At 38.9% G+C, this 19,284-nt stretch carries 20 protein-coding genes; 5 read left to right on the top strand and 15 right to left on the bottom strand.

Features of this window, described 5'->3' with window-relative positions; all coding sequences use genetic code 11:
- Positions 1-8 precede the first annotated feature (8 nt).
- Positions 9-1,418 carry a glycosyltransferase gene (locus SHI21_RS18165; RefSeq protein WP_323578452.1) on the bottom strand — a complete coding sequence of 470 codons (1,410 nt, stop codon included), beginning with the start codon at positions 1,416-1,418 and terminating at the stop codon, positions 9-11.
- Positions 1,418-2,152: a hypothetical protein gene (locus SHI21_RS18160; protein ID WP_323578449.1), complete on the bottom strand. Its 735-nt coding sequence runs from the start codon at positions 2,150-2,152 to the stop codon at positions 1,418-1,420. The genes SHI21_RS18165 and SHI21_RS18160 overlap by 1 nt, the downstream gene beginning before the upstream one ends.
- A 340-nt stretch (positions 2,153-2,492) precedes the next feature.
- Here SHI21_RS18160 and SHI21_RS18155 point away from each other — a divergent pair, with 340 nt between their 5' ends.
- A complete protein-coding gene (locus SHI21_RS18155) occupies positions 2,493-2,660 on the top strand; it encodes a hypothetical protein (protein ID WP_323578448.1) in 168 nt (55 codons plus the stop codon).
- A 26-nt stretch (positions 2,661-2,686) separates the two neighbouring features.
- On the opposite strand, the gene SHI21_RS18150 is transcribed toward SHI21_RS18155, so the two are convergent.
- Positions 2,687-3,052 carry a hypothetical protein gene (locus SHI21_RS18150; RefSeq protein ID WP_323578446.1) on the bottom strand — a complete coding sequence of 122 codons (366 nt, stop codon included), beginning with the start codon at positions 3,050-3,052 and terminating at the stop codon, positions 2,687-2,689.
- Positions 3,053-3,378: 326 nt separating this feature from the next.
- On the opposite strand from SHI21_RS18150, the gene SHI21_RS18145 reads away from it, so the two are divergent.
- Both SHI21_RS18145 and SHI21_RS18140 read left to right on the top strand, forming a co-directional pair.
- Entirely contained in the window at positions 3,379-3,579 is a 201-nt protein-coding gene (locus SHI21_RS18145; RefSeq protein WP_323578445.1) for a hypothetical protein, read from the top strand.
- Between the two features lie 122 nt (positions 3,580-3,701).
- Positions 3,702-4,463: a glycerophosphodiester phosphodiesterase family protein gene (locus SHI21_RS18140; RefSeq protein WP_323578444.1), complete on the top strand. Its 762-nt coding sequence runs from the start codon at positions 3,702-3,704 to the stop codon at positions 4,461-4,463.
- Between the two features lie 3 nt (positions 4,464-4,466).
- Here the strand turns inward: SHI21_RS18140 and SHI21_RS18135 are convergent, their stop codons facing one another.
- The 7 genes from SHI21_RS18135 to SHI21_RS18105 all read right to left on the bottom strand — a co-directional run bounded on the left by SHI21_RS18135 (position 4,467) and on the right by SHI21_RS18105 (position 10,594).
- Positions 4,467-4,793 (bottom strand): hypothetical protein, encoded by a 327-nt coding sequence (locus SHI21_RS18135; protein ID WP_323578443.1) that lies wholly within the window; start codon positions 4,791-4,793, stop codon positions 4,467-4,469.
- Between the two features lie 15 nt (positions 4,794-4,808).
- Complete coding sequence (locus SHI21_RS18130; protein ID WP_323578441.1) at positions 4,809-6,002, bottom strand: alpha/beta hydrolase; 1,194 nt, start codon at positions 6,000-6,002, stop codon at positions 4,809-4,811.
- Between the two features lie 118 nt (positions 6,003-6,120).
- Positions 6,121-6,444: a hypothetical protein gene (locus SHI21_RS18125; RefSeq protein ID WP_323578440.1), complete on the bottom strand. Its 324-nt coding sequence runs from the start codon at positions 6,442-6,444 to the stop codon at positions 6,121-6,123.
- A gap of 118 nt (positions 6,445-6,562) precedes the next feature.
- The gene (locus SHI21_RS18120) at positions 6,563-7,117 is read right to left on the bottom strand and encodes a dihydrofolate reductase family protein (RefSeq protein ID WP_323578439.1); all 555 of its coding nucleotides are present in this window, start codon (positions 7,115-7,117) and stop codon (positions 6,563-6,565) included.
- Between the two features lie 98 nt (positions 7,118-7,215).
- Positions 7,216-8,346, bottom strand: a complete 1,131-nt coding sequence (gene mnmA, locus SHI21_RS18115; RefSeq protein WP_323578438.1) for a tRNA 2-thiouridine(34) synthase MnmA — start codon at positions 8,344-8,346, stop codon at positions 7,216-7,218.
- A gap of 24 nt (positions 8,347-8,370) precedes the next feature.
- Complete coding sequence (locus tag SHI21_RS18110) at positions 8,371-9,420, bottom strand: M28 family peptidase (protein ID WP_323578437.1); 1,050 nt, start codon at positions 9,418-9,420, stop codon at positions 8,371-8,373.
- Positions 9,365-10,594: an aminomethyltransferase beta-barrel domain-containing protein gene (locus SHI21_RS18105; RefSeq protein ID WP_323578436.1), complete on the bottom strand. Its 1,230-nt coding sequence runs from the start codon at positions 10,592-10,594 to the stop codon at positions 9,365-9,367. Before SHI21_RS18105 ends, SHI21_RS18110 begins: the two co-directional genes overlap by 56 nt.
- Before the next feature lie 128 nt (positions 10,595-10,722).
- Here SHI21_RS18105 and SHI21_RS18100 point away from each other — a divergent pair, with 128 nt between their 5' ends.
- Both SHI21_RS18100 and SHI21_RS18095 read left to right on the top strand, forming a co-directional pair.
- Positions 10,723-11,430, top strand: coding sequence for a hypothetical protein (locus tag SHI21_RS18100; RefSeq protein WP_323578435.1), 708 nt, complete (start codon positions 10,723-10,725; stop codon positions 11,428-11,430).
- Positions 11,431-11,472: 42 nt separating this feature from the next.
- Positions 11,473-12,615 carry a DNA cytosine methyltransferase gene (locus SHI21_RS18095; protein WP_323578434.1) on the top strand — a complete coding sequence of 381 codons (1,143 nt, stop codon included), beginning with the start codon at positions 11,473-11,475 and terminating at the stop codon, positions 12,613-12,615.
- Here the strand turns inward: SHI21_RS18095 and SHI21_RS18090 are convergent.
- The 5 genes from SHI21_RS18090 to mtgA are packed head-to-tail and all read right to left on the bottom strand — an operon-like array spanning position 12,605 to position 19,217.
- Positions 12,605-13,750, bottom strand: coding sequence for a HAMP domain-containing sensor histidine kinase (locus SHI21_RS18090; protein WP_323578433.1), 1,146 nt, complete (start codon positions 13,748-13,750; stop codon positions 12,605-12,607). The two genes, SHI21_RS18095 and SHI21_RS18090, sit on opposite strands and share 11 nt — an antisense overlap.
- Before the next feature lie 38 nt (positions 13,751-13,788).
- A complete protein-coding gene (locus SHI21_RS18085; RefSeq protein WP_323578432.1) occupies positions 13,789-15,654 on the bottom strand; it encodes an ABC transporter ATP-binding protein in 1,866 nt (621 codons plus the stop codon).
- Positions 15,654-17,348: an ABC transporter ATP-binding protein gene (locus tag SHI21_RS18080; protein WP_323578431.1), complete on the bottom strand. Its 1,695-nt coding sequence runs from the start codon at positions 17,346-17,348 to the stop codon at positions 15,654-15,656. Before SHI21_RS18080 ends, SHI21_RS18085 begins: the two co-directional genes overlap by 1 nt.
- A gap of 29 nt (positions 17,349-17,377) precedes the next feature.
- A complete protein-coding gene (locus tag SHI21_RS18075) occupies positions 17,378-18,424 on the bottom strand; it encodes a lipoate--protein ligase (protein WP_410198833.1) in 1,047 nt (348 codons plus the stop codon).
- Positions 18,357-19,217: a monofunctional biosynthetic peptidoglycan transglycosylase gene (gene mtgA, locus SHI21_RS18070; protein ID WP_323578427.1), complete on the bottom strand. Its 861-nt coding sequence runs from the start codon at positions 19,215-19,217 to the stop codon at positions 18,357-18,359. The genes SHI21_RS18075 and mtgA overlap by 68 nt, the downstream gene beginning before the upstream one ends.
- Between the last annotated feature and the right edge of the window lie 67 nt (positions 19,218-19,284).

Below are 19,284 nucleotides of genomic sequence, written 5' to 3'. Positions count from 1 at the left end.
TCTCCCTTTTAAAGCTGTAAAGTACTCTCATGATCTAAAGATAATTGTGAAATTGGTTGTCTATGATTAATTGGCTCTAAAACTTCTCCGAATCCTTCAGGTAAGCGGTGCTCTGTTTTAACCCATTTAATTTTTTTACCTGTAAGCGAGCTTTCAATATACTGTCTGGTCGAACGAATTCCTGACCACATATTAATGACCATAGCTGACGGCCATCTAAGAATTGCCGAGTAAGCACAGGCCTTCCCATAAAGTTTTTCAACACAACTAATGCGTGAACCGAAACGAATAAACATTCCAAACGTATTCAATAGCAATACGAACTGAAGATACTTATTACTAAAATAAACTCTGTCTTCAGAAAGAAACGGAAGAAGGACCATGATAAAAATTAAGTTCAATGTTAAAAATGCATTGATAGGACCTTTGCGGTCACGCCATAAAAAATAACGCTGCCAAAAGTTACCAAACCAGCCAATGTTTTTTGCACCTTGAAAAGCAATCCCGGTTGTCCAGCGTGTTTTCTGGCGAATAGATTGCCAGAATTTATGTGGAAAAAACTCTCTGGTAGATATGATTTTTGAGCAATCTTCTCCTTCAATATAACAGCATAGGAAAGTTGACCTAAAACCCCAAATCGTCGTCTGAAGTCCAATCTGATAATCTTCTGTTAATGAATCCGGTAAAAAAACCTCTTCATTTTGACGGCTTAAAAAAGTAAGAATAAGTTTTCTCGATAAACATGTTCCTACACCCGCAGAAGGTAAGGCCGCTCCCATGTGCTGACGAACTAAAAGATCTTTAGTATGAATTTCTGAAAATTCATCCATATAAGTTCCTGCCGTCAAATCCCACCACTTTACTGGCAAACTAAAGACCGGCGTCTGAATGAAATCAGCTTCTCTCAATCCTAATGAGTAAAGATATGGTATATTAGGATCCAGGACATCTTCTGAATCATGAAGAATAAAACCTTCGAACTCTACGCCCAGCTTATCTTCTTTAATGAAAATATACTTAACAACCTCATTTAACATTTGTCCTTTATAAGTCGGACCTTCCTGAGTATTGATGACTGCATGAACGCGCGGAAAACGCGCTTCCATCTTTAAAGCAATCTCCATTGTTGCTGTATCGTTAGGATAGACGCCTAAGAAAATATGCACGTTCTCCATCGGAAGATTGGCCATATTCCCTTTGATCATTGCCTCAAGAACAGCATCTTCTTTCCAGTTGGCAACCATGATCGCCAGCATTTTAGAATTTTTAGAATCGTATAAAATATTTTTTGAAATAGCTTTAGGACCTATTTTTTTAATACGCGCAGTAAAATCAATGAACAAGTCATCAATTAAAAATAAAAGGACGCAAAGACTGATGCTCCAAAGATAGTATTCTGTGAAAGGTAAAAGGTTCATTAGAACACCTCTCTTGAGATAACAAGAAGTGAGTCAATTCCACCTTTTTTAACATTGCTTACCGGTGCATAGGTCATGGAAACGCCTGCGGCCCAGAAGCCTTTTAAAAAGGTCAAGCGTGATCCTAATCTTAATTCATTCTCATCCGGCCCATATCCAGGATTTGGGCTCATGCGAGTGAATCCTTCAAGATAAACATCCGGGCGAAGCCAGGCATAAGGAAGGTATCTAAAACCAAGCTTGTTCCATAGAACTGTGACCGGTTTCGTGTCTACTCTATCTACAACGATAATTTCGCCATAGAATTCATTAAACATATTTTTTGGTAGATCCAGATAATGATAAGCAAAAGCACCATAACGAAGTTCTTTTTCGCTATCGTTTCTCTTTTCATTATTAATTCGATAAAGCCTTCTGGCCTCCCCGAAAAAATAAAGAAATGGCAACGCTTTAACCTGAAGCCCTGCAGTCGGAGCAATCATATTTTCAGTTAAAATGGGGGCCTTCCCATTAGAAAGGTCTTTTGAAAATGTCACGCCTGCATAAGGCCTCAACCATTTATAATCCAGCTCAGGAATCAAGCGCAGACGCGACTCATTCACTGCTCCTGAAATGCGAGAATCGTAAATGGTTTCAGAATAAAAACTTACGGATACATCAATATCAGTAAGATCTTTAGCATGTAGTAGCTGGAGGCCACATAAAAATAATATTAAAGTAAAAAATCCTTTCATGAAGTACCTGTTCAAAACAAACGAATAGTAATGAAAAGGAAAATAAATTAAATTTCTTAAAGAAACCTTGAGGATGAATCTTTTATATAGAAATCAGGTGTTTCTTATTTTTTATGACAACAAAGAAAAGTACAGACTCAATAACAAATTGCTCAAGCGACTTTAATTTTTATTAAATTATTCTGCCTGACATTCATTTTAGATCTCACAACAGAATCAATGATTAATAATTTTGTACCTGATATATCAGTAAAAATGGAAACAGTCATGAAGGCCACTCAAGGAGCTACGGCCATTGAACTTTATTTGAAAAGCTCACATATCTGTATGGGAGACGAGAATGAATTATTATATTGTCGCAAAAGATGATCGAATGATTCAATCTGATTTACAAAGAGCTTTTGCTCTAAAATTAAATGCAAAAAGCAACGCTGAAAAAATTAGCGCACGTACCGATGCTTTCTCAGGCAAGAAAGGTGGCGGACCTCATTCTGGATGCCGCTGTTAGCATACAAAAATAATGTCGTTGATTATTTAGCGTTTTCTTGGCAAAAACATGTCAATTTCATCTAAGTAAAATTTGATACGTTCTTTTGCTTCAGTGATTGCTTGCATACGCTCATTAATAAGTTTCACAAGTTTATCATCAGGAGTTAACCCGTCTTGATTTTGGTTTCTTGCCATGAAGGCCTCAAGACTTCCAAAAATGGTATCGTCTTCTAATTCGTCTTCAAAGCGCTCATCTAAATGAGTTGGAATATCAGCGTCCGTCATGTGCGAGTATTCGTTTAAAAGATCCATCATAGGATCTGTTAAATCTTCTTCCTTATGGAAGTTCTTCGCTGATGGGAACAGCACGAGATTGTCGGTTTCGTTGATGTTTTGAGACGTCGTTTTCATTTAGTTAGCACCCTTATAGAAATATCAATAAATTAGTCGTTCTTATTCCCATGTATATAAATGCAGTATCGATGCCTACTTTCTGGTTGTGATTCACGTGACTTATAACATCTAGGTGATCAAACTTAAGGCACTCACAAGAACTTTGGTCATCTTTCATACAGATTATGACCTTCTTGCCTCACCTGAATCCTAACATGCATGAATTTCGCACTATTAAAAAACTGCAGGTCTATGTAAGATTTATAATAGGTGTCGATGATAACGACATTTAAACAAAAAACTGGGACGTTTTCATGGAAGAAACAAATCAGAGAATCGCATGCATGCGCTGTAAGCACTACCATACGACATTTGAACCGAATGCCCCTAGAGGCTGCAAGCTCTTTCAATTCAAATCCCCCCTAATGCCTTATATCCTGGTTAAGCAATCTACTGGCCACGACTGCACATCCTTTGATGAGCGCCAGACCAAAAAAGAAGACGACAACGGCAAAAAAGATTTTAACGATCCCAAATACTGGTAACCCCAAAAGGTGCCAGCAGACTTGTGGTAGAGCAAGTGCACAACCACAAGTCTGCTAGCCTAGAGACCTATAAGTTTTTCCAAATCTCACCTATTCTTTTTTATTTTGTTATAACTCCCGACATGAAAACTCATAGTATTTTTATTGCGACTTTGGTCTCACTCTTAAGCTTTAGTGCTTTTGCAGCACAACCATTTTGTGTGGCCCATAGATCCTTAGGTTATGGTGGGGTTGAGAATTCTTTAGAAGCATTTGAGAAGGCCTCAAAGGCCGGTGCTAAGGCGATCGAATTTGATCTTCTTCATACTAAAGATGGAAAAACGATTGTTCAGCACGATGGCAAGTTTGGCAGAGTAACTACCGGGTGCGGAAAAAGAAAGATCACCGAGATGACCTTGAAAGAAATCAAAGACCACTGCAAGCTTAACAATGGAGAGGCCATCCCAACTCTGGATGAAGCCTTGGCCATTTTATCTCAATACAATTCGACACTGTTTATAGAATTTAAAGATAAGACGATTACCAAAGATGATTTTAGTAGTATTAAAAGTTATTACTCTGCTCGCCCTGATAAAATCATGATCATTTCTTTTCTTAAAAATATTCTGCTGGAAGTTGAATTAAAAAAAGAAAGCGACTCATTTTATAAAGAAGTTAAAACTCTACAGTTAAAGAAAATTGGATTTTATGCCAACATAGATGACTTTGATGGGATCAGTGCCAAGTATATTAACAAAAATCATGTTGAGAAATTGCAGAGTATGGGAAAGCTAGTAGGAGTTTATACCAAAGACTCTGAGGAAAAGATTCAGAAGTACCTTGATAAGGGAGTCGACTTCGTGACGACTAATAATTCTTTATTATGTGAGTCTTTGATTAAGTAGCCTCTATTTAGAAACGTAAGTGCATACACGGTCTATGCATTTTGCTTCTCCAGTACACATCACTTTACACATTTTCTCAGGTGGATTAGCTAAACACATTTGTTCCAGCTTCTGCGCGTACTTTGCAAAATGTGCTTTATTTACTCCTTTACCACAGCTACAAGAGCACTTCACACCTACAGTTCTGCAATCAGTATCTTTGCGACAAGTGCGATCGCTTGCCGATATTTTAATTTGAGCAAGAATCGACTCCGTTTTCGCCGAAACAGTTTCTACTTTAAAAGTAGTCATAAGAGAAAAAGCTAGAATCGCCCATACAAAATGCTTCACGGTCACTCCCATAAACTACGGTCTCAAATAATATTTTTCAGTACTGTTAGGTTCACTCTTCTTCATAAACAAACGGCGATCGGCCTCAATTCCCAAGAGAACTTGAAAGACATCCGTAAGAATTTGTCTGGAAGCATAGTACCCATGGTTCAAACCAAACGTTGAGTTATCGAGTAAACTGACATTAATTGAATCTACTCCTTCCATGTAAGTGCAACCACCAAGCCTCTTTGAACTATTAATTGTCTCAGAAGCAAACATCGCCTTGTCATTGTAAGAGCAGTACAGTGTCACTCGGCGGCTCAGATTTTTAATCACTTCAATATTTTTTACAAATAAATCAGAATCAAAATCCGGCGCATTTAAAATAACTTCTCCCAATGGCATTTGACTGTCAGTCACCTGCAATTGCCCGTTTTTTCCTAACTCAAATAAAGCAGGTAGTACAACTTGATGCCCCATTGAGTGAACGACAATATTGGGAATGATTTTATTTTCAATTAACTTGGAAACAAATAATTTAAATAAACCTACTGAACTTTGGGCCGTTTTTAAATTGGCCGCATAAGTTCTTTGAATTAATTTTTCATCGAGAAAACTATCACCTGCTCCTGCCGGCCATGAAAAAAGAATAACTGGCCCTTGGTATTTTAAATCATAAGTTATTTGTGAAGCTCGGAGTACGGCCTCTTGATGTTTAACATTAAAGCCATGAACAAATAAAAGTGGTGAGCGTTTTGCTTTTTTAAGGTAGTCCACAAGTGTGGCCAGATTTAATTCTTTCTGAGCTAAAATCTTAAAATAATCATGAGAGCTTTCACGTTGATTAGCAGTGAAACTTATTTCACCTGTACTATGATTTCTTGGTACATTAACTCGGCAGACACCAAGGCGAAAGTTTGCATCAGCTCCTGTTCCAAAATAATCATCAGTGCAACCGAAACCTTTCCCTTTAAACTGTCGGTTCGTCACAACCATGACATTCACAGAGCGAGTGTCATTGAACTCTTCAACGAAGTACTGTTTCCAGACTCCTTGCAATTTTTCTTGTAATTCAAGATCTAGGTTGATCGGTTCTTCGGGAATGTCTGGAGTCACCGGAGCTTCAGTGATCTTTTTGATATTCTCGGTCACTTCCGGGGCCTTTTCATGACTAGAACAACTAATAAGCACAAGACCTAATAGAAGCAGTAAAATTATTTTTTTCATTCACCAAGGGTAATGGAAGAATAAATAAAATAAAAGCTCTAAGTCTTAATTAAGAGGCTCGCGCAGAGTGTCTAATAGGACAATTGCGAGCGACTACATAGTAGTCGCTCGCAATAGATTATCGACTAGCGAGATATTTACAATAATTAACTCGGATACTTCCCAATGGCTGGTCAGTCCTAGCACTTAGTGTTTCACCAGGCCCAACAGTTTGATCGATACGATCTTGAACATCATAACTCGCGCTATCACCAGAAATAGGCTCAAAGTTAAAAACAACATACTTCATGTTTTGAGTGGCACCCGTTGTATTTTCATAAAAACATGTCAAAACATGTCCTCTTTGAACTGCTCTTCCATAGAAACTTTCCAGGCCAATAGCATGAGCAGAAACAGAAACGGTAGAAGCAGCGACAAATAAAAATGATAAGAACTTTTTCATTAAAGACCTCCTTAAATTGTTAAGGATAATAAAACTAGCGGTCCTAGAATTCGTCAATCAATGGAGTTTTACTTAACATTTAATTTTGTCTAAAGAGTATAATTGGGTTTGAAAAAGGTTAGACACAAGAAGGGATTTCATAATGCAATTCTACAAATAGACCACCAATAGGCTTAGCAGAAATCAGGCGCATTGGTGGATGAGTCGTACGAGGAAAAAGAGGAGCTCCACCATTCAATGTCACGGGTGCTATTTGAATAATTAATTCATTAAGCAGTTTCGCATCATAAAACTTACCGGCCAGTTCTCCTCCACCCATAATCCAAATGTTTTTATCTTCAACGACGACACTCATTGCTTGATGTACTGGCCTTACGTCTCCACTAACGAAACGAATATCGACATTAGGAATGATAGGTAATTGTCTTGTCGTAAATACCCATGTGGGAACTTTATAAGGCCAAGGTTGAAGCTTGCCTGGTTCATTGGCAATTTGATGGTCATAGATCCATTGATAAGTTGTAGACCCCATAGCAATAGCGCCGACACCATTTATGAAACTATCAAAATCATGGCCGCCCTCGCCTTGAAATTGGAAGAGCCAATCAAGAGAGTTATTTGAGTCTGAGATGAATCCGTTTAAACTGCTAGCGCCATAATAAATCGTTTTCATCAAGCACTCCTTTGGTTGATGTCATATTTAAATCTTAATTAAAATGGTGCTTCAAATCCAATGAAATTTCCGAATAGATCTGGATATTAATTTGATAATTATTGAATTTCAGGAAGAGTTTTATTCATCTCAAAGTAACTCGGCCCAGATTTTTCAATCATCGCCCCACCTAAACAGATATCCCCATCGTAAAAAACAACTGATTGTCTTGGCGTAATCGCTCTTTGAGGTTGATCAAATTCAACGAAGATCTTATCACCTTCAATCTTAACCACTGTGCAGTCTTGATCTTTTTGACGGTAACGAACCTTAGCTTTGCATTTAAAAGGAAGTTCTTTATTCCAAACTCCAGAAACAAACGACAAGTCTGTCGCTGTTAACGTATCAGCGTAAAGATGAGGATGAAACTCTCCTCTTTCAACGAACACAACATTCCTAGACATGTCTTTTCCAACCACAAACCACGGCTCCCCTTGTCCACCAAGGCCCAGGCCTTTACGTTGTCCTAGAGTGTAATACGTAGCTCCTGTATGGCGACCTACTTTAGTACCGTCCAGAGTTTCAAAATCACCGTCTTCAAACGTCACGTAATTTGAAAGGAACTTCTTGAAGTTTCTCTCACCGATAAAACAGATCCCTGTAGAATCTTTTTTCTCTTTAGTGGCAAGATCATATTTCGCGGCAATCGCGCGCACTTCAGTTTTTGGAATATGTCCGATAGGAAACATGACTTTTTCTAAAATTTCTTTTTTGTTTGTATATAAAAAGTATGACTGATCTTTTAATGGATCGGCACCTTTTACTAGACGGTACTCACCATCAACTAATAAGCTTTGGCAGTAGTGACCTGTTGCCAGATAATCAGCTCCAAGCTCCATTGCTTTTTCAAAGAAGACTTTGAATTTGATTTCTCTGTTACAAAGAACATCTGGATTAGGAGTGAATCCTAATTTGTATTCATCAACGAATTGCTTGAAGACCTGGTCTCTGTACTCTTCGATGAAATCTACTGAATAATATGGGATGTCTAATTTCTCGCAAACTTTAATAACATCAGCGTACTCAAGGCTCGACTGACATACACCATGCTCATCAAACTCTTCCCAGTTTTTCATAAAAAGACCGACGACTTTGTAGCCCTCTTCTTTTAAAACGGCGGCCGTCACAGAAGAGTCTACTCCTCCTGACATTCCGACGATAACTAATGTTTCTGACTTTGGTTTTTGCATGAAGGGTTTATAGCAGAAAAGCCGCTACTTTACCACGTCATAATTCCAAGCGAGCACGCCACTGGTAACGTACCTGAATACATTGGTGTAAGTATTGATATTCAAAGTCTCAGCAAAATCATTTGAGGTCATATAGCGAGGGTTTAGATCCCCTTCACGGTTCTGACTGAAGGTAACAGCGGGTACACCGGCCTCTCTAAAGAAACTCGAATCGGCCGGTAATTTAGAGGCCTCGGTAGCTTCCGTAGGAGTAAATGTCACAGTACTGTAATTTTCTTTACCACTTTTCATCAGCATGCCTGCGAAAGCATCATTTGGTTGAGTGTAGAGATTCATATTGCTCATCTTTTTATCTTTATCGCCGGTGCGTGAGTCATGGCCCAACATATTTAGGTTAATGACTCCTACTAGTTTTTTGTTTTTGTCGGCGAGGAATTCTTTTGAAGTGGCGTAGTTTTTCGCGCCTTGAGAGTCAAACTCTCCGAAGTCCAAGAATACGAGCTTCACTGTTTTAGGAAGATTGAGTTTATTTAAAAGATCCATCATCGAAAGCAGAATAGAAACTCCTGAGGCATTGTTGTCTGCTCCTGGCATTTCTCCTTTAAAGATCGCTTTTCCTGTTTTTGGATCTTTTATCAATGTATCGTAATTGGCCGTCAGAATAATCACATCATCAGGACTTACTAATCCTTTTTTTTCCCAAATAAAATTCACACCTGTAAGGGATTTTTTATCGGCCACTCCTTCGAACTCTAACTTACTGAGTGTTGCCCCTGCACTATTCATGCTTTTTAATTTTGCTTCTAAATATTCTTGTGTTTTTTTATGCCCTGGTGATCCAACCAAACGATTAGGACGGCCACTGGCAATGAATTCACGCAGTGTACTCTCCAGGTCTCTGCCTGGTAATTTTTCAATCACAGATCTGACACTATAATTATTTTTAATTTTTTGCTCATAGGCCTGAATCTCAAAGCTCATGGCATTTGAAATCGGCAGAGCAAGAATAAGTGCTAATTTAAAAGCGCAGTTTATCGAGATGATTTGGTTTTGATGATTCATTGTTTTCTTCATCAGCATCCTCTTTTTTATCTGGAAGTGTATTGTAAGACCATTCATCGAACATACCACTGGCCTCAACAAGAGCTGAGCCAATAACTTTTCCTTTGTCCAATTGGCGGGTGTAAAAAACTAAAAACTGGCCGGCCACTAAAAGGCCCGGACGTACATCATCAAATTCAACCAATGCCATATTGTTATTTTTTAAATATAAACGGCATGGGATCTTTTCTCCCTTAGGAGACATTTTCACATAACACATCATTGGAAGTGACATGTCTAAATTGGCAGCAGGTGAAAACCCTGTCACTATAATCTCTTTGTATTTAAGTCTATTGGGATAATCAATAAAGATATTTCCCTTGTAAGAGACGATCGAGATGATTTGTTTTAAGGGATCAATTTGAATTTCTTTTTTCTTATCAAAAGTCAGATTAGACTGACCTACGTAATAATGATGAATTCCTTGATGCTCACAGATTGAAGCGTCAGTTGTATAGTCGTAAATGTTTCCAGTTCTTCGAAGATCTTTCGGGCTTCTTGCTTCCACCAATTTACTCATGCGTGGATCGTGCATGATATGAGCGTATTTGCTTTTAACTCTTGGAATGAATTCTACTTTAATTAGTTCACTTATTTTTTCAACTTCTTTCTTTCTGATTTCCGACAGAGGTAAAATCAAGTTTTCCAGGTGACGCTGCTCTAATCTTGCCAATGAATACGACTGGTCATGCTCTAGATCGTTGGCCACCATAAGTTCATATGATCCGGTCTTTTGATTCTTTAAAACTTTTGCATAGTGAGCAGTTGCGATGAGAGTTGTCTGGAATTTTTTTGCTTTTTCTAAAAGCACATCAACGAGAACTGCGTTTAAAAAAACTAAGGGCTCAAACGTTTGACCACTTAATATTCTTCCAACTAATGGATCTAAGACTTTATCAGTGAAAATATCAGCAGCATTAACGGCATAAAAAGGGATGTCTAAATAGTTGCAGATATTTTTTATTTTATTCAAATCTAAAACAGCAACATCTGCAAAAGGCCCTGACTCTTCACCCTCTGCAAAAAGTTGTAATCCGATTCCGATACATTTGTACCCTTGTTTTTTTAAAAGATAAGCGGCAACGGTTGATTCAATCCCGCCGGTCATCGCAATAAGAACTGTTTTGGTATTCGCCTTTTCAATCATAAAACAATTATATCTTGTTCTTTTATTTTTTGGGACTGTTTTAAACAGTGGAAAAGAATGAATTCCGAGTACTTCTCTCGGTTAAACTTTTCCTTAAGCTGGACTCCCCGGAGACCGATAATAAACTGATGAGTAAAATCGACTTCGAAGAAAACTTCGAAATATATTTATTTACGTACGAGAATATGGATCTTGGGCCCTCGAAGCTCAACGAATTCCTGTCGTTTTTAAAGTTCCATAAAGTGGCCCTTCCTTTTAAGTTCTCATTCGTAAGTAAAGAGGCCAGCCTTATTCCGGAAATGACTTTAAGTGAAAATATCCTGATTGATTTCTCTCCAAACTCACTTACAGAGTCTAAAGAAGTTCAATTCCAGGAGTTCTTAAAAGACCCAAAACACCGTGCTTTAGAAGAGCTTTATCACACGATTGCCCTTCCTCACGAGTTGCCAGGTCAATCTGATGCGCAGATGAAGAAAGTCTGTTCACTGATTAAATCTTTATTATATGAAGGCCAATTCGTCTTTTTTGAAGAGCCAGAAATAGATTTAGGGCCAGAAACTCTGAAGTTATTCACGGCCGCTTTAAGAGAACATGCGAAAAATCGCCAGATGAATATTTTCATTTATTCCAAAGATCTCCCTCTGTGGACGCCACAATCTCATAAAATGGTAGAAAGAAAGAAGGATTTCAGCTTTCAAGTCTCTCCCGTTTCGAGAAACTTTATGTGGGATGAAGAACGCGCAAGTTTTTATGGGAATCCAAAAACTGCTGAAGAAAATAGCGGTCTGTCTTTCATTCGTCCTATCGGTAAAAAACGCTCAAATAACGCCGCTTAATAATTGACAGATCTAGTATGAAATCGAGATAATGATTTCATTATGGCAAAATCAAAACCAACACTGAACTTTATCGACCTTTTCTCTGGCGCGGGCGGACTCTCATGCGGTCTCGAACTGGCGGGGATGAAATGTGTCCTTGGTGTTGATATGGACAAACATGCGATTGAGACTTTCAAGGCAAATCACCATTTTGCTGAAACATACTGTGGATCAATCGTAGACCTTACGGCCGCAAAAATTAAATCATTAACTGGCAATCAAGAAATCCACGCAGTCGTTGGTGGACCTCCTTGTCAGGGCTTTTCAACTGTTGGTCTAGGAAATCCTAACGACACGAGAAACTCTCTTTTTAAAGAATTTATACGCGTAGTAAAAGTCACTAACCCATCATATGTGGTTATCGAAAACGTGACGGGTCTTCTTGCTAAGAAAAATGAAAAAACGATTCAGGAAATTTTTAAAATTTTCAATAAAATGGGCTACACGCTAGACGTTCAGGTGATGTCATCTGAAAACTATGGTGTTCCAGAGCGCAGAAGACGCACAATCATCTTAGGATCAAAAATCAATACAACGATTACTTTCCCTAAGATGCAATCAAAGATCATGACTGTTGGTGATGCTCTTAAAAACCTGAAAAATACTTCCGGAAAATACTTCAACCACGATATTGAAGCGGCCCATATTAAAAATGACCTCGATCGCGCACGTATTGCTTGTATCCCAGAGGGAAAAGGCGTTCGTTACGAGATCGATGAAAAAACTTATTTTAAATCAAAAAAGTTAAAACTTAATGTGAACTGGAAAGAGCTTAGAGAAAATCGTTTCAGACAAACGAAGTTCCAAAGACTAGACAGAAAAAAACCAAGCCCTACGATCATGACTCACAGGCATAACTATTTTCACCCGACTGAAAATAGATACCTTACTCAAAGAGAAGCTGCAGCCCTTCAAAGTTTCCCGAACGACTTTAAATTCTATGGAACACTTTCAGCTCAGTGGAGACAAATCGGTAATGCCGTTCCTCCTCTATTAGGAAAGGCCATCGGTGAAGCAGTTCTAGGTATGCATGCTGAAAAGTCTGCTTCTAAAAATGCTAAAATTTCTAAAGTGACTACTAAGGATTTAGTAATCAACGTAAGAAAGAAGGCCTTCGTTTATAAAGACCTGACTATTTCTTAAATTCTATCAAAAATGTTGTATGAGGAGCGCTATTATCAATAGCGAGACTTCCGCCGTGTGCTTCTAAGATCTTTCGGCATAGTGAAAGCCCAAGACCCGAACCTACACCTCTATCTTTAGTGGTGAAAAAAGCATTGAAGATTTTTTCCTGATAATCCTGGGGAATACCCAATCCAGAATCTTGAAAACGAATCACGTATTTAGAATCAGTTTCACTAACAGTGATCTCAATGGATTTTTCCTGAAGCTCACTGATGGCGTCGACTGAATTCGAAATAAGGTTCACGAACACTTGAAAGACTTGAGTAAAGTGGCAAGGGATTTCAATTTTATGGAGCTTGGGATCGAGGACAACTGACACCATATTTTCTTTTAATTTGTGCTCACAAATCACCAGAGCATCATCGATAATACTCCCAAGGTTTTCAGAGACGAAAGGTTCATCATTATCTTGTCTGATATAAACCTTGATCCCCTTAACAATTTTAGAAATCTTCTGCGAGCTCATTTCAATTTTACTTAAAAGATCGATGACCTCTTCATCCGTCACACGTTTTTTAATACGTCTGGCAGTCCCCTCAATCATCATCAGAGGGTTGTTGATGTCGTGGATGATTCCTGCAAACATCTCCCCTAGATTGGCCAGTTTTTCCGTGAACGAGACGTGGTCTTTTAAATTGGTCAGTTCAGTTATATCGACACCGATGACGACGGCCTTTTCTTTATCTTCTAATTTTGTTCCGGATACCAGATAAGTTCTGTCGACTCCGCTGATACGTGCTTCAAGCTCACGATAAACAGTATCGCTTTTTGAGCGGAAGAGTTCTGTGACGAATTCATAGAAAAAGCGCTCTTTCGTATGAAAGCCGATTGTTTTTCCAACGAAGTCGGCCGTGGTGACGTTGCAACTGTCGGCCAGAGCTTTGTTGACTCCGAAATAAGTCATATCGCTATTGACCCATGAAATAGTATTGGGGATGAGGTTGATGATAACGTTTAAGCGCTCATACTCTTTTTTAATTTCATTATGAGTCGAGCGCTCTTTTGTGAGAAGTTCATCAAAGGCCTTTGCAAGCTCGACCGTTGATAAGTTTTGATTCATCAAATTTTTAATTTCAAGATTATTGAATTTCATATGAATTCATTTTATCTCATGATCAAAAAAAATGATACCTAGTGAACTGCTTGAGCGTGATGGAGCTTGTAAAAGTAATTTCCCTGAGAAAGCAGCTCAGATAATGGCCCTTCTTCCACCAAGGCCCCCTGATTGAAAACCAGGATGCGGTCACACTGCTTAAGTGTCTCCAGCCTGTGAGCAATCATCAGGCACGTTCTTCCATCCATCATTTTCATGACGGCCTCATGAATGATTTCTTCGTAATGTGGGTCGATATTGGCCGTGGCCTCATCGAGAATGAGAATCGACGGGTTCTTTAAAAGAACGCGGGTAAGACTTACTAGTTGGCGTTGCCCGACACTAAGGTTGGTCCCACTTTCTAAAATATCCATATCAAGATTGAAGCCTTCTTTGGCCAGCGCTTTGACAAGGCCTGTGGTCTTAGCGGCATCAATTAAGTACTGGTCAGTTTGTGCTTCCTCACATGAAAGGTTCTCTCTCAAAGAGCCTTTGAAGATAATCGCATCTTGTGAAACGAAGCCAATTTTATCTCGAAGATTATGGCGGTCAAAATTTCGAATAGGTATGTCATCAATTAAAACTTCACCGCTTTGGTATTCATATAAACGAGACAGAAGAGCGACAGTTGAACTTTTTCCACAACCAGTCTTCCCTACAAGCCCAATTTTCTCACCAGCTTTAATATGGAAGTTCAGATCTTTTAGAACCCAATCACCTTCTCCATATTGCATGAACACGTTTTCAAACTTGATGTCACCATCAAGACTAGTCGTAATCATTTTACCGTTATTCTTTAAAACAGCGTCTTCCCCCGGCTCGTTTAAAAAACTCATCACGCGCTCAGTGCTGGTAAAAGCTTGTTGAACAACGTGGATTTCGCGGGATAAAAGCATCATCGGGTTAAAAAATCTTTCGTAGTAGCGAACAAACGACACGAAGAGACCAACTGAATAAACACCAGTCAAAACGCCGTGTCCTCCGTACCAGACTAATCCGATCAAAGGAATCGTCGCGCAGAAAGACACCAGAGGCATACTCCATGCAAACAACATGTTCCCTTTTAACTGAGCAAATAAATAGTCATCACATGTATGAGCGTATTTCGTCATCGACCATTTTTCCAGGCCGTAACTTCTAATCGTCTCCATACCATTTAAGTACTCAGAGAGTTTTGCATTGATGGCCGAAGAAAATTTTGAAACGCGACGGTTAGAATTTCTTAAAAAGTCTTTCGTTTTTAAAATAAGAATCAATGACGGAATAATTGATAACGTCATGACAGTCCCAAGCTTAAAATTGGAAATAATCATCGCGGCAACCGCAAGCATTGTCATCATCGAAGCAGAAATTAAATTCCCTAAACTCGATGTGAAAAATTCTTCAATTCCTTCAACGTCGTGAGTGACACGAGTGACGATTCGCCCCTGAGGTTGGCGGTCATAATACTGCATGGGAAGGTCTTGCAGTTTAGAAAAAAGACTTTTTCTCACATTGAAAATAACCTGAGAAGCAGAGACGGCAAGTCTCTTTCTTCCAGTCCAGATAAAAAAGATACTTCCGATTTCAAGTAAGACAATCGCCACCGAATAAATGATCGACATGCGCATGTCACGAATCATAAGTCCTTTCTCTAACAGATCCCCCATTAACTTTGATGAGTAGATCGCGAGAATTGAACTGATAAAAATTAAAGAGAGGGCAAATAGAATCTGTAAGCGAAAAGGTCTTGCGTATGAATAAAGAATTTTAAGCGAGCGGGTATCGGCCATCCCTTTTTCGCCTGTCATCGATTCATCCTGATCATCGGCCATCAAATAAGCTGTCTGATGCAAATACATCTGGTCCGGCAGTATGCGATTCGCGTTTTTCTTTTTGAATATAGATTTAAATTTTTTGACCATTAGTTTTGTGTCCTAAGTTCAAACGTGTGATTACAGTATTTCAAAGTCGACTTTCTATGGGCCACCCATACCAACGTAACATCTTTTAAATGCTGATCAAGATTTTTTAAGATGCGCTCTTCAGTGATAGTGTCCACCGCACTTAAGCAGTCATCTAAAAATAAAAGTTGAGGTTTGCGTGCCAGTGCGCGCGCCAGAGTCAGGCGTTGTTTCTGCCCACCTGAGAGGTTGATCCCCCACTCGCCTAACTGAGTTTCGAGTTTATTGGGAAAACCTTCTACGTCTTCTTTAAGACCTGCCAGATCGAGGTATTTCCAAACTTCTTCATCATTCATCTCTCTATCCATTGTCACGTTGACTTTAATAGAGTCAGCAAACAGGAATGCTTTTTGATGAACATGTCCGATGTAGTTTCTTAGATCGTGATGAGTGTAATCTGAAAAAGGTCTTCCAAAGAAATTAACCTCTCCACCATTATGTCTTTCAAGGCCAGTTAGGATGGAAACTAAAGTCGTTTTCCCCGATCCAATAGGGCCGGTAATGCCAAGGCGCTCACCTTTTTTAAGTTTGAAACTTAGATTTTGAAATAGAGGCAATGACTCTTTAAATGTAAAACTTAAATTCTTTACATCTAAAACTGCTTCTTCTGACTTCTCAACAATCGGATCCCCTTTTCTTAAAAGGAACTGCTCTTTTTCATGTTCATAAATTTCAGAAAGACGCTCAAGGGCCGTGAAGCCTTTTTTCCATTCTGAAATGATAAATCCTAATGACATTAATGGATCATGCAGAAGAAACATTAATCCTTGCATCGAGATAAATTCACCGACACTCATTTTACCGTTGAAGGTAAAATAAATCCCCATCACAAAAAGCACGACATAAGAAATAATCGCGGCCACGCCCATCACTGGAATATAAAGAAGAGAAATACCGATTCCAGTTAGTCTCTGACCACGATGAGTGTCAGCAACGTTCATTAAACGGCGTTCCCAAAATGGGCCAGTCTGAGTTAAGCGCTGAAGCTTAATTGTTGATACGGCCTGAGAAGATAAGTCGTTAAAGTGAGAAAGTGTATCTTGAATCTTTCGATACTGTTCAACTTCTCTTTTAGAGAGTTTTCTAACAAAGATTGGAACGAACAATAAAACCACGAATGACATTAAGGCCATTGGTATATGAATATTGGCCATGGTGATGAAAGTAAATAATCCCAAGAAGGCCACGTCGAATACGGCCACTAAAGTGAATCCAAAAATAAAACGCGCACTCAGAGTGTCTGAGGCCGATGCACTCATGAGTACACCTTTCGTAAATTTACGATCCAGGTCTTCTTTTTTAAAGAAGCGTACATGCTCCCATACATCTCGCCTTAAATCAGCGGCCGCATAGTGAGTCTGGCGTCCAAGAGTAATCCTCCACATAAAGCGGAAGATATTAATGAGAATTCTTGAAGCTGCTAAAACAATGAAGAGGTAAAGAAATGTTTCTTTATCAGTTTTCCCCGTCAGAATTTCCGGAACAGGTTTCTTGGCAAAAAAATCAACGATCCATCCGATATTTTTTGGTGCAAGAATTTGCATCAGGTTAGTCAGAAGAACAGCGAATGCTCCCCATGAGTAAGTGAGCCAACGGTCTTTTAGAAAAGACTTCCAGATGAAAAGTGCGTGGTCATGAAACTTCGTGTTTCTCATAAAATTTTATTTTTTTTGGTAAGGGTGAATTAGCTAATTTCTTTTGTTATCCATTCTTGAAACTCATTGAGGTAATCCTTAATCATCGGCAGATCTAAGGCCACTTTTTGAATTGCACTCTGGAAAGCATCCCTAGTATAAGAAATCTTGGTTAAAGAGGCCATAAGTTGTTCAATCATTTCAGGATGAAGTGAATCAGAAAAAATCTGTGCTTTTTCTACAACAGCTTTATGCACATCAAGGTGAACTTCCATCATTCCCCAATCAAAACGCTCGGTCATTTGGTGGTTAAATTGCGGGGCTTCACCAAAGCGCCAGTTCCAGTCACTCATTTTTTGGAAGTGCTCATTAAGCGCCGGAATCGTTTTTAAAAACTCGTGATCTAGGATTTCAATCGGACAAGTACTTCCGTAGAAATCAAAGAAGGATTCTATAATTCTTTCGCATAAAAGTTCGTGATTAATTTCCGTAGTTAAGTCTTGTAAATTCGCGACTCTCGCTCTGACAGAAGTAATTCCTTTAGACTGGAGCTTCTTAATATTAGGATTTAAATAAAGGCCCAATTGAGACATATCTGCATTGATTAAAAGTGTCCCGTGATGAAACGAGCGGTCTTTTGTTTCTTTAAATGCACTTCCGGAGATTTTCTTTTCGCCCTCGGCCGTATCAACTAAAATATCGTTACGCCCTGAAGGCGTCGCCTTTAAACCAAAAGTCGCTAGAGCATTTGTAATGATTTGATTGTTGGCCGATTTATCAAAAGTCAGTTTATCAGATAGAAAGGTAAAATTCGTATTTCCTAAATCGTGAAAGACTGCGCCGCCACCACTTTGTCTGCGGGCCAGCTTAATTCCATTTTCTTCCATTTTTTGAGTATTGCATTCTGTCCAAGGATTTTGAAAACGTCCGATAACAACAGTTTTATCGTTTCTCCAAAGGAAAAGCGTTTTTGTTTCAGGGTCCATGTCTCGGAATATAAAATCTTCAGTTGCTAAGTTAAACCAGGGATCAAAGGTCTCTGAGATCATAACTTTCAATTTCACTGGCCTCTTCGGCAGGTGTTTGGGGTTCGACATATTTCTCCCACGAAAAACGACTGTCTAGACTTGTGTAGTACTCTTCAGTTCCAATATATCCCCCTTGCTGCATTTTCAAAAGAATAGAATTGATAATTCTAGTCGCAAAAGGAGTTAATTCTTTCTTTCTGAATGACTGGGCATATCGTTTTGGGCTGGGCAGAAGCATCGCAAGGAACGCACTTTCACGAGCGTTTAAGTTTGCGGGGTCTTTCTTAAAATAATACCTGGCCGCATCTTTGATCCCATAGAGATTATCGCCATACTCAATAACATTTAGATAGGTTTCTAAAATTTTATCTTTTTCAACTTTGTCTTCAATCCACAAAGTCAGGGCCATCTCTTTCGATTTTCTCCACAGACTTCTATCCGATTGGAAATAAAGATTTTTTATCAATTGTTGAGTAATCGTTGAAGCTCCACGAACTTTTTTCTTTTTCTTTACGACACTATCGTTAATGGCATCCTGAAGCTCTTCAATGTCGTAACCAGGATGAGTATAAAACTTTCCATCTTCGCTGGAGATAATCGCACCACGCAGGCGCTTTGAAATTTTATTGAGTGGTACCCAGTCTCCAGGCATCGTCGTCACTTGTTTATAAGTGGCCTTCGAGTCTTTCACTTTTACTTCGAAATATGTTTGAGGAATTTTAGTAATGGAGTACATTGATCCCAAAAATGGCGACACCAAATGCAGAACATACAAAGCTAATAGTACCCACATGAGCAGAATGATCTTCCCAATGATGTTGAATACGAGTGGCCATCTCGGCTTTTTTGCAATGTCGTTCATGGGCAATAAATAGCAGAAAAGACACAAAAAGATGAGTAAGATTTTTGAAATTCTTCGTAAACGATAA

Origin of the sequence: Bacteriovorax sp. PP10, assembly GCF_035013165.1 — a bacterium.
Lineage (GTDB): Bacteria > Bdellovibrionota > Bacteriovoracia > Bacteriovoracales > Bacteriovoracaceae > Bacteriovorax > Bacteriovorax antarcticus.
This window is presented reverse-complemented; position numbering and strand designations above follow the sequence as displayed.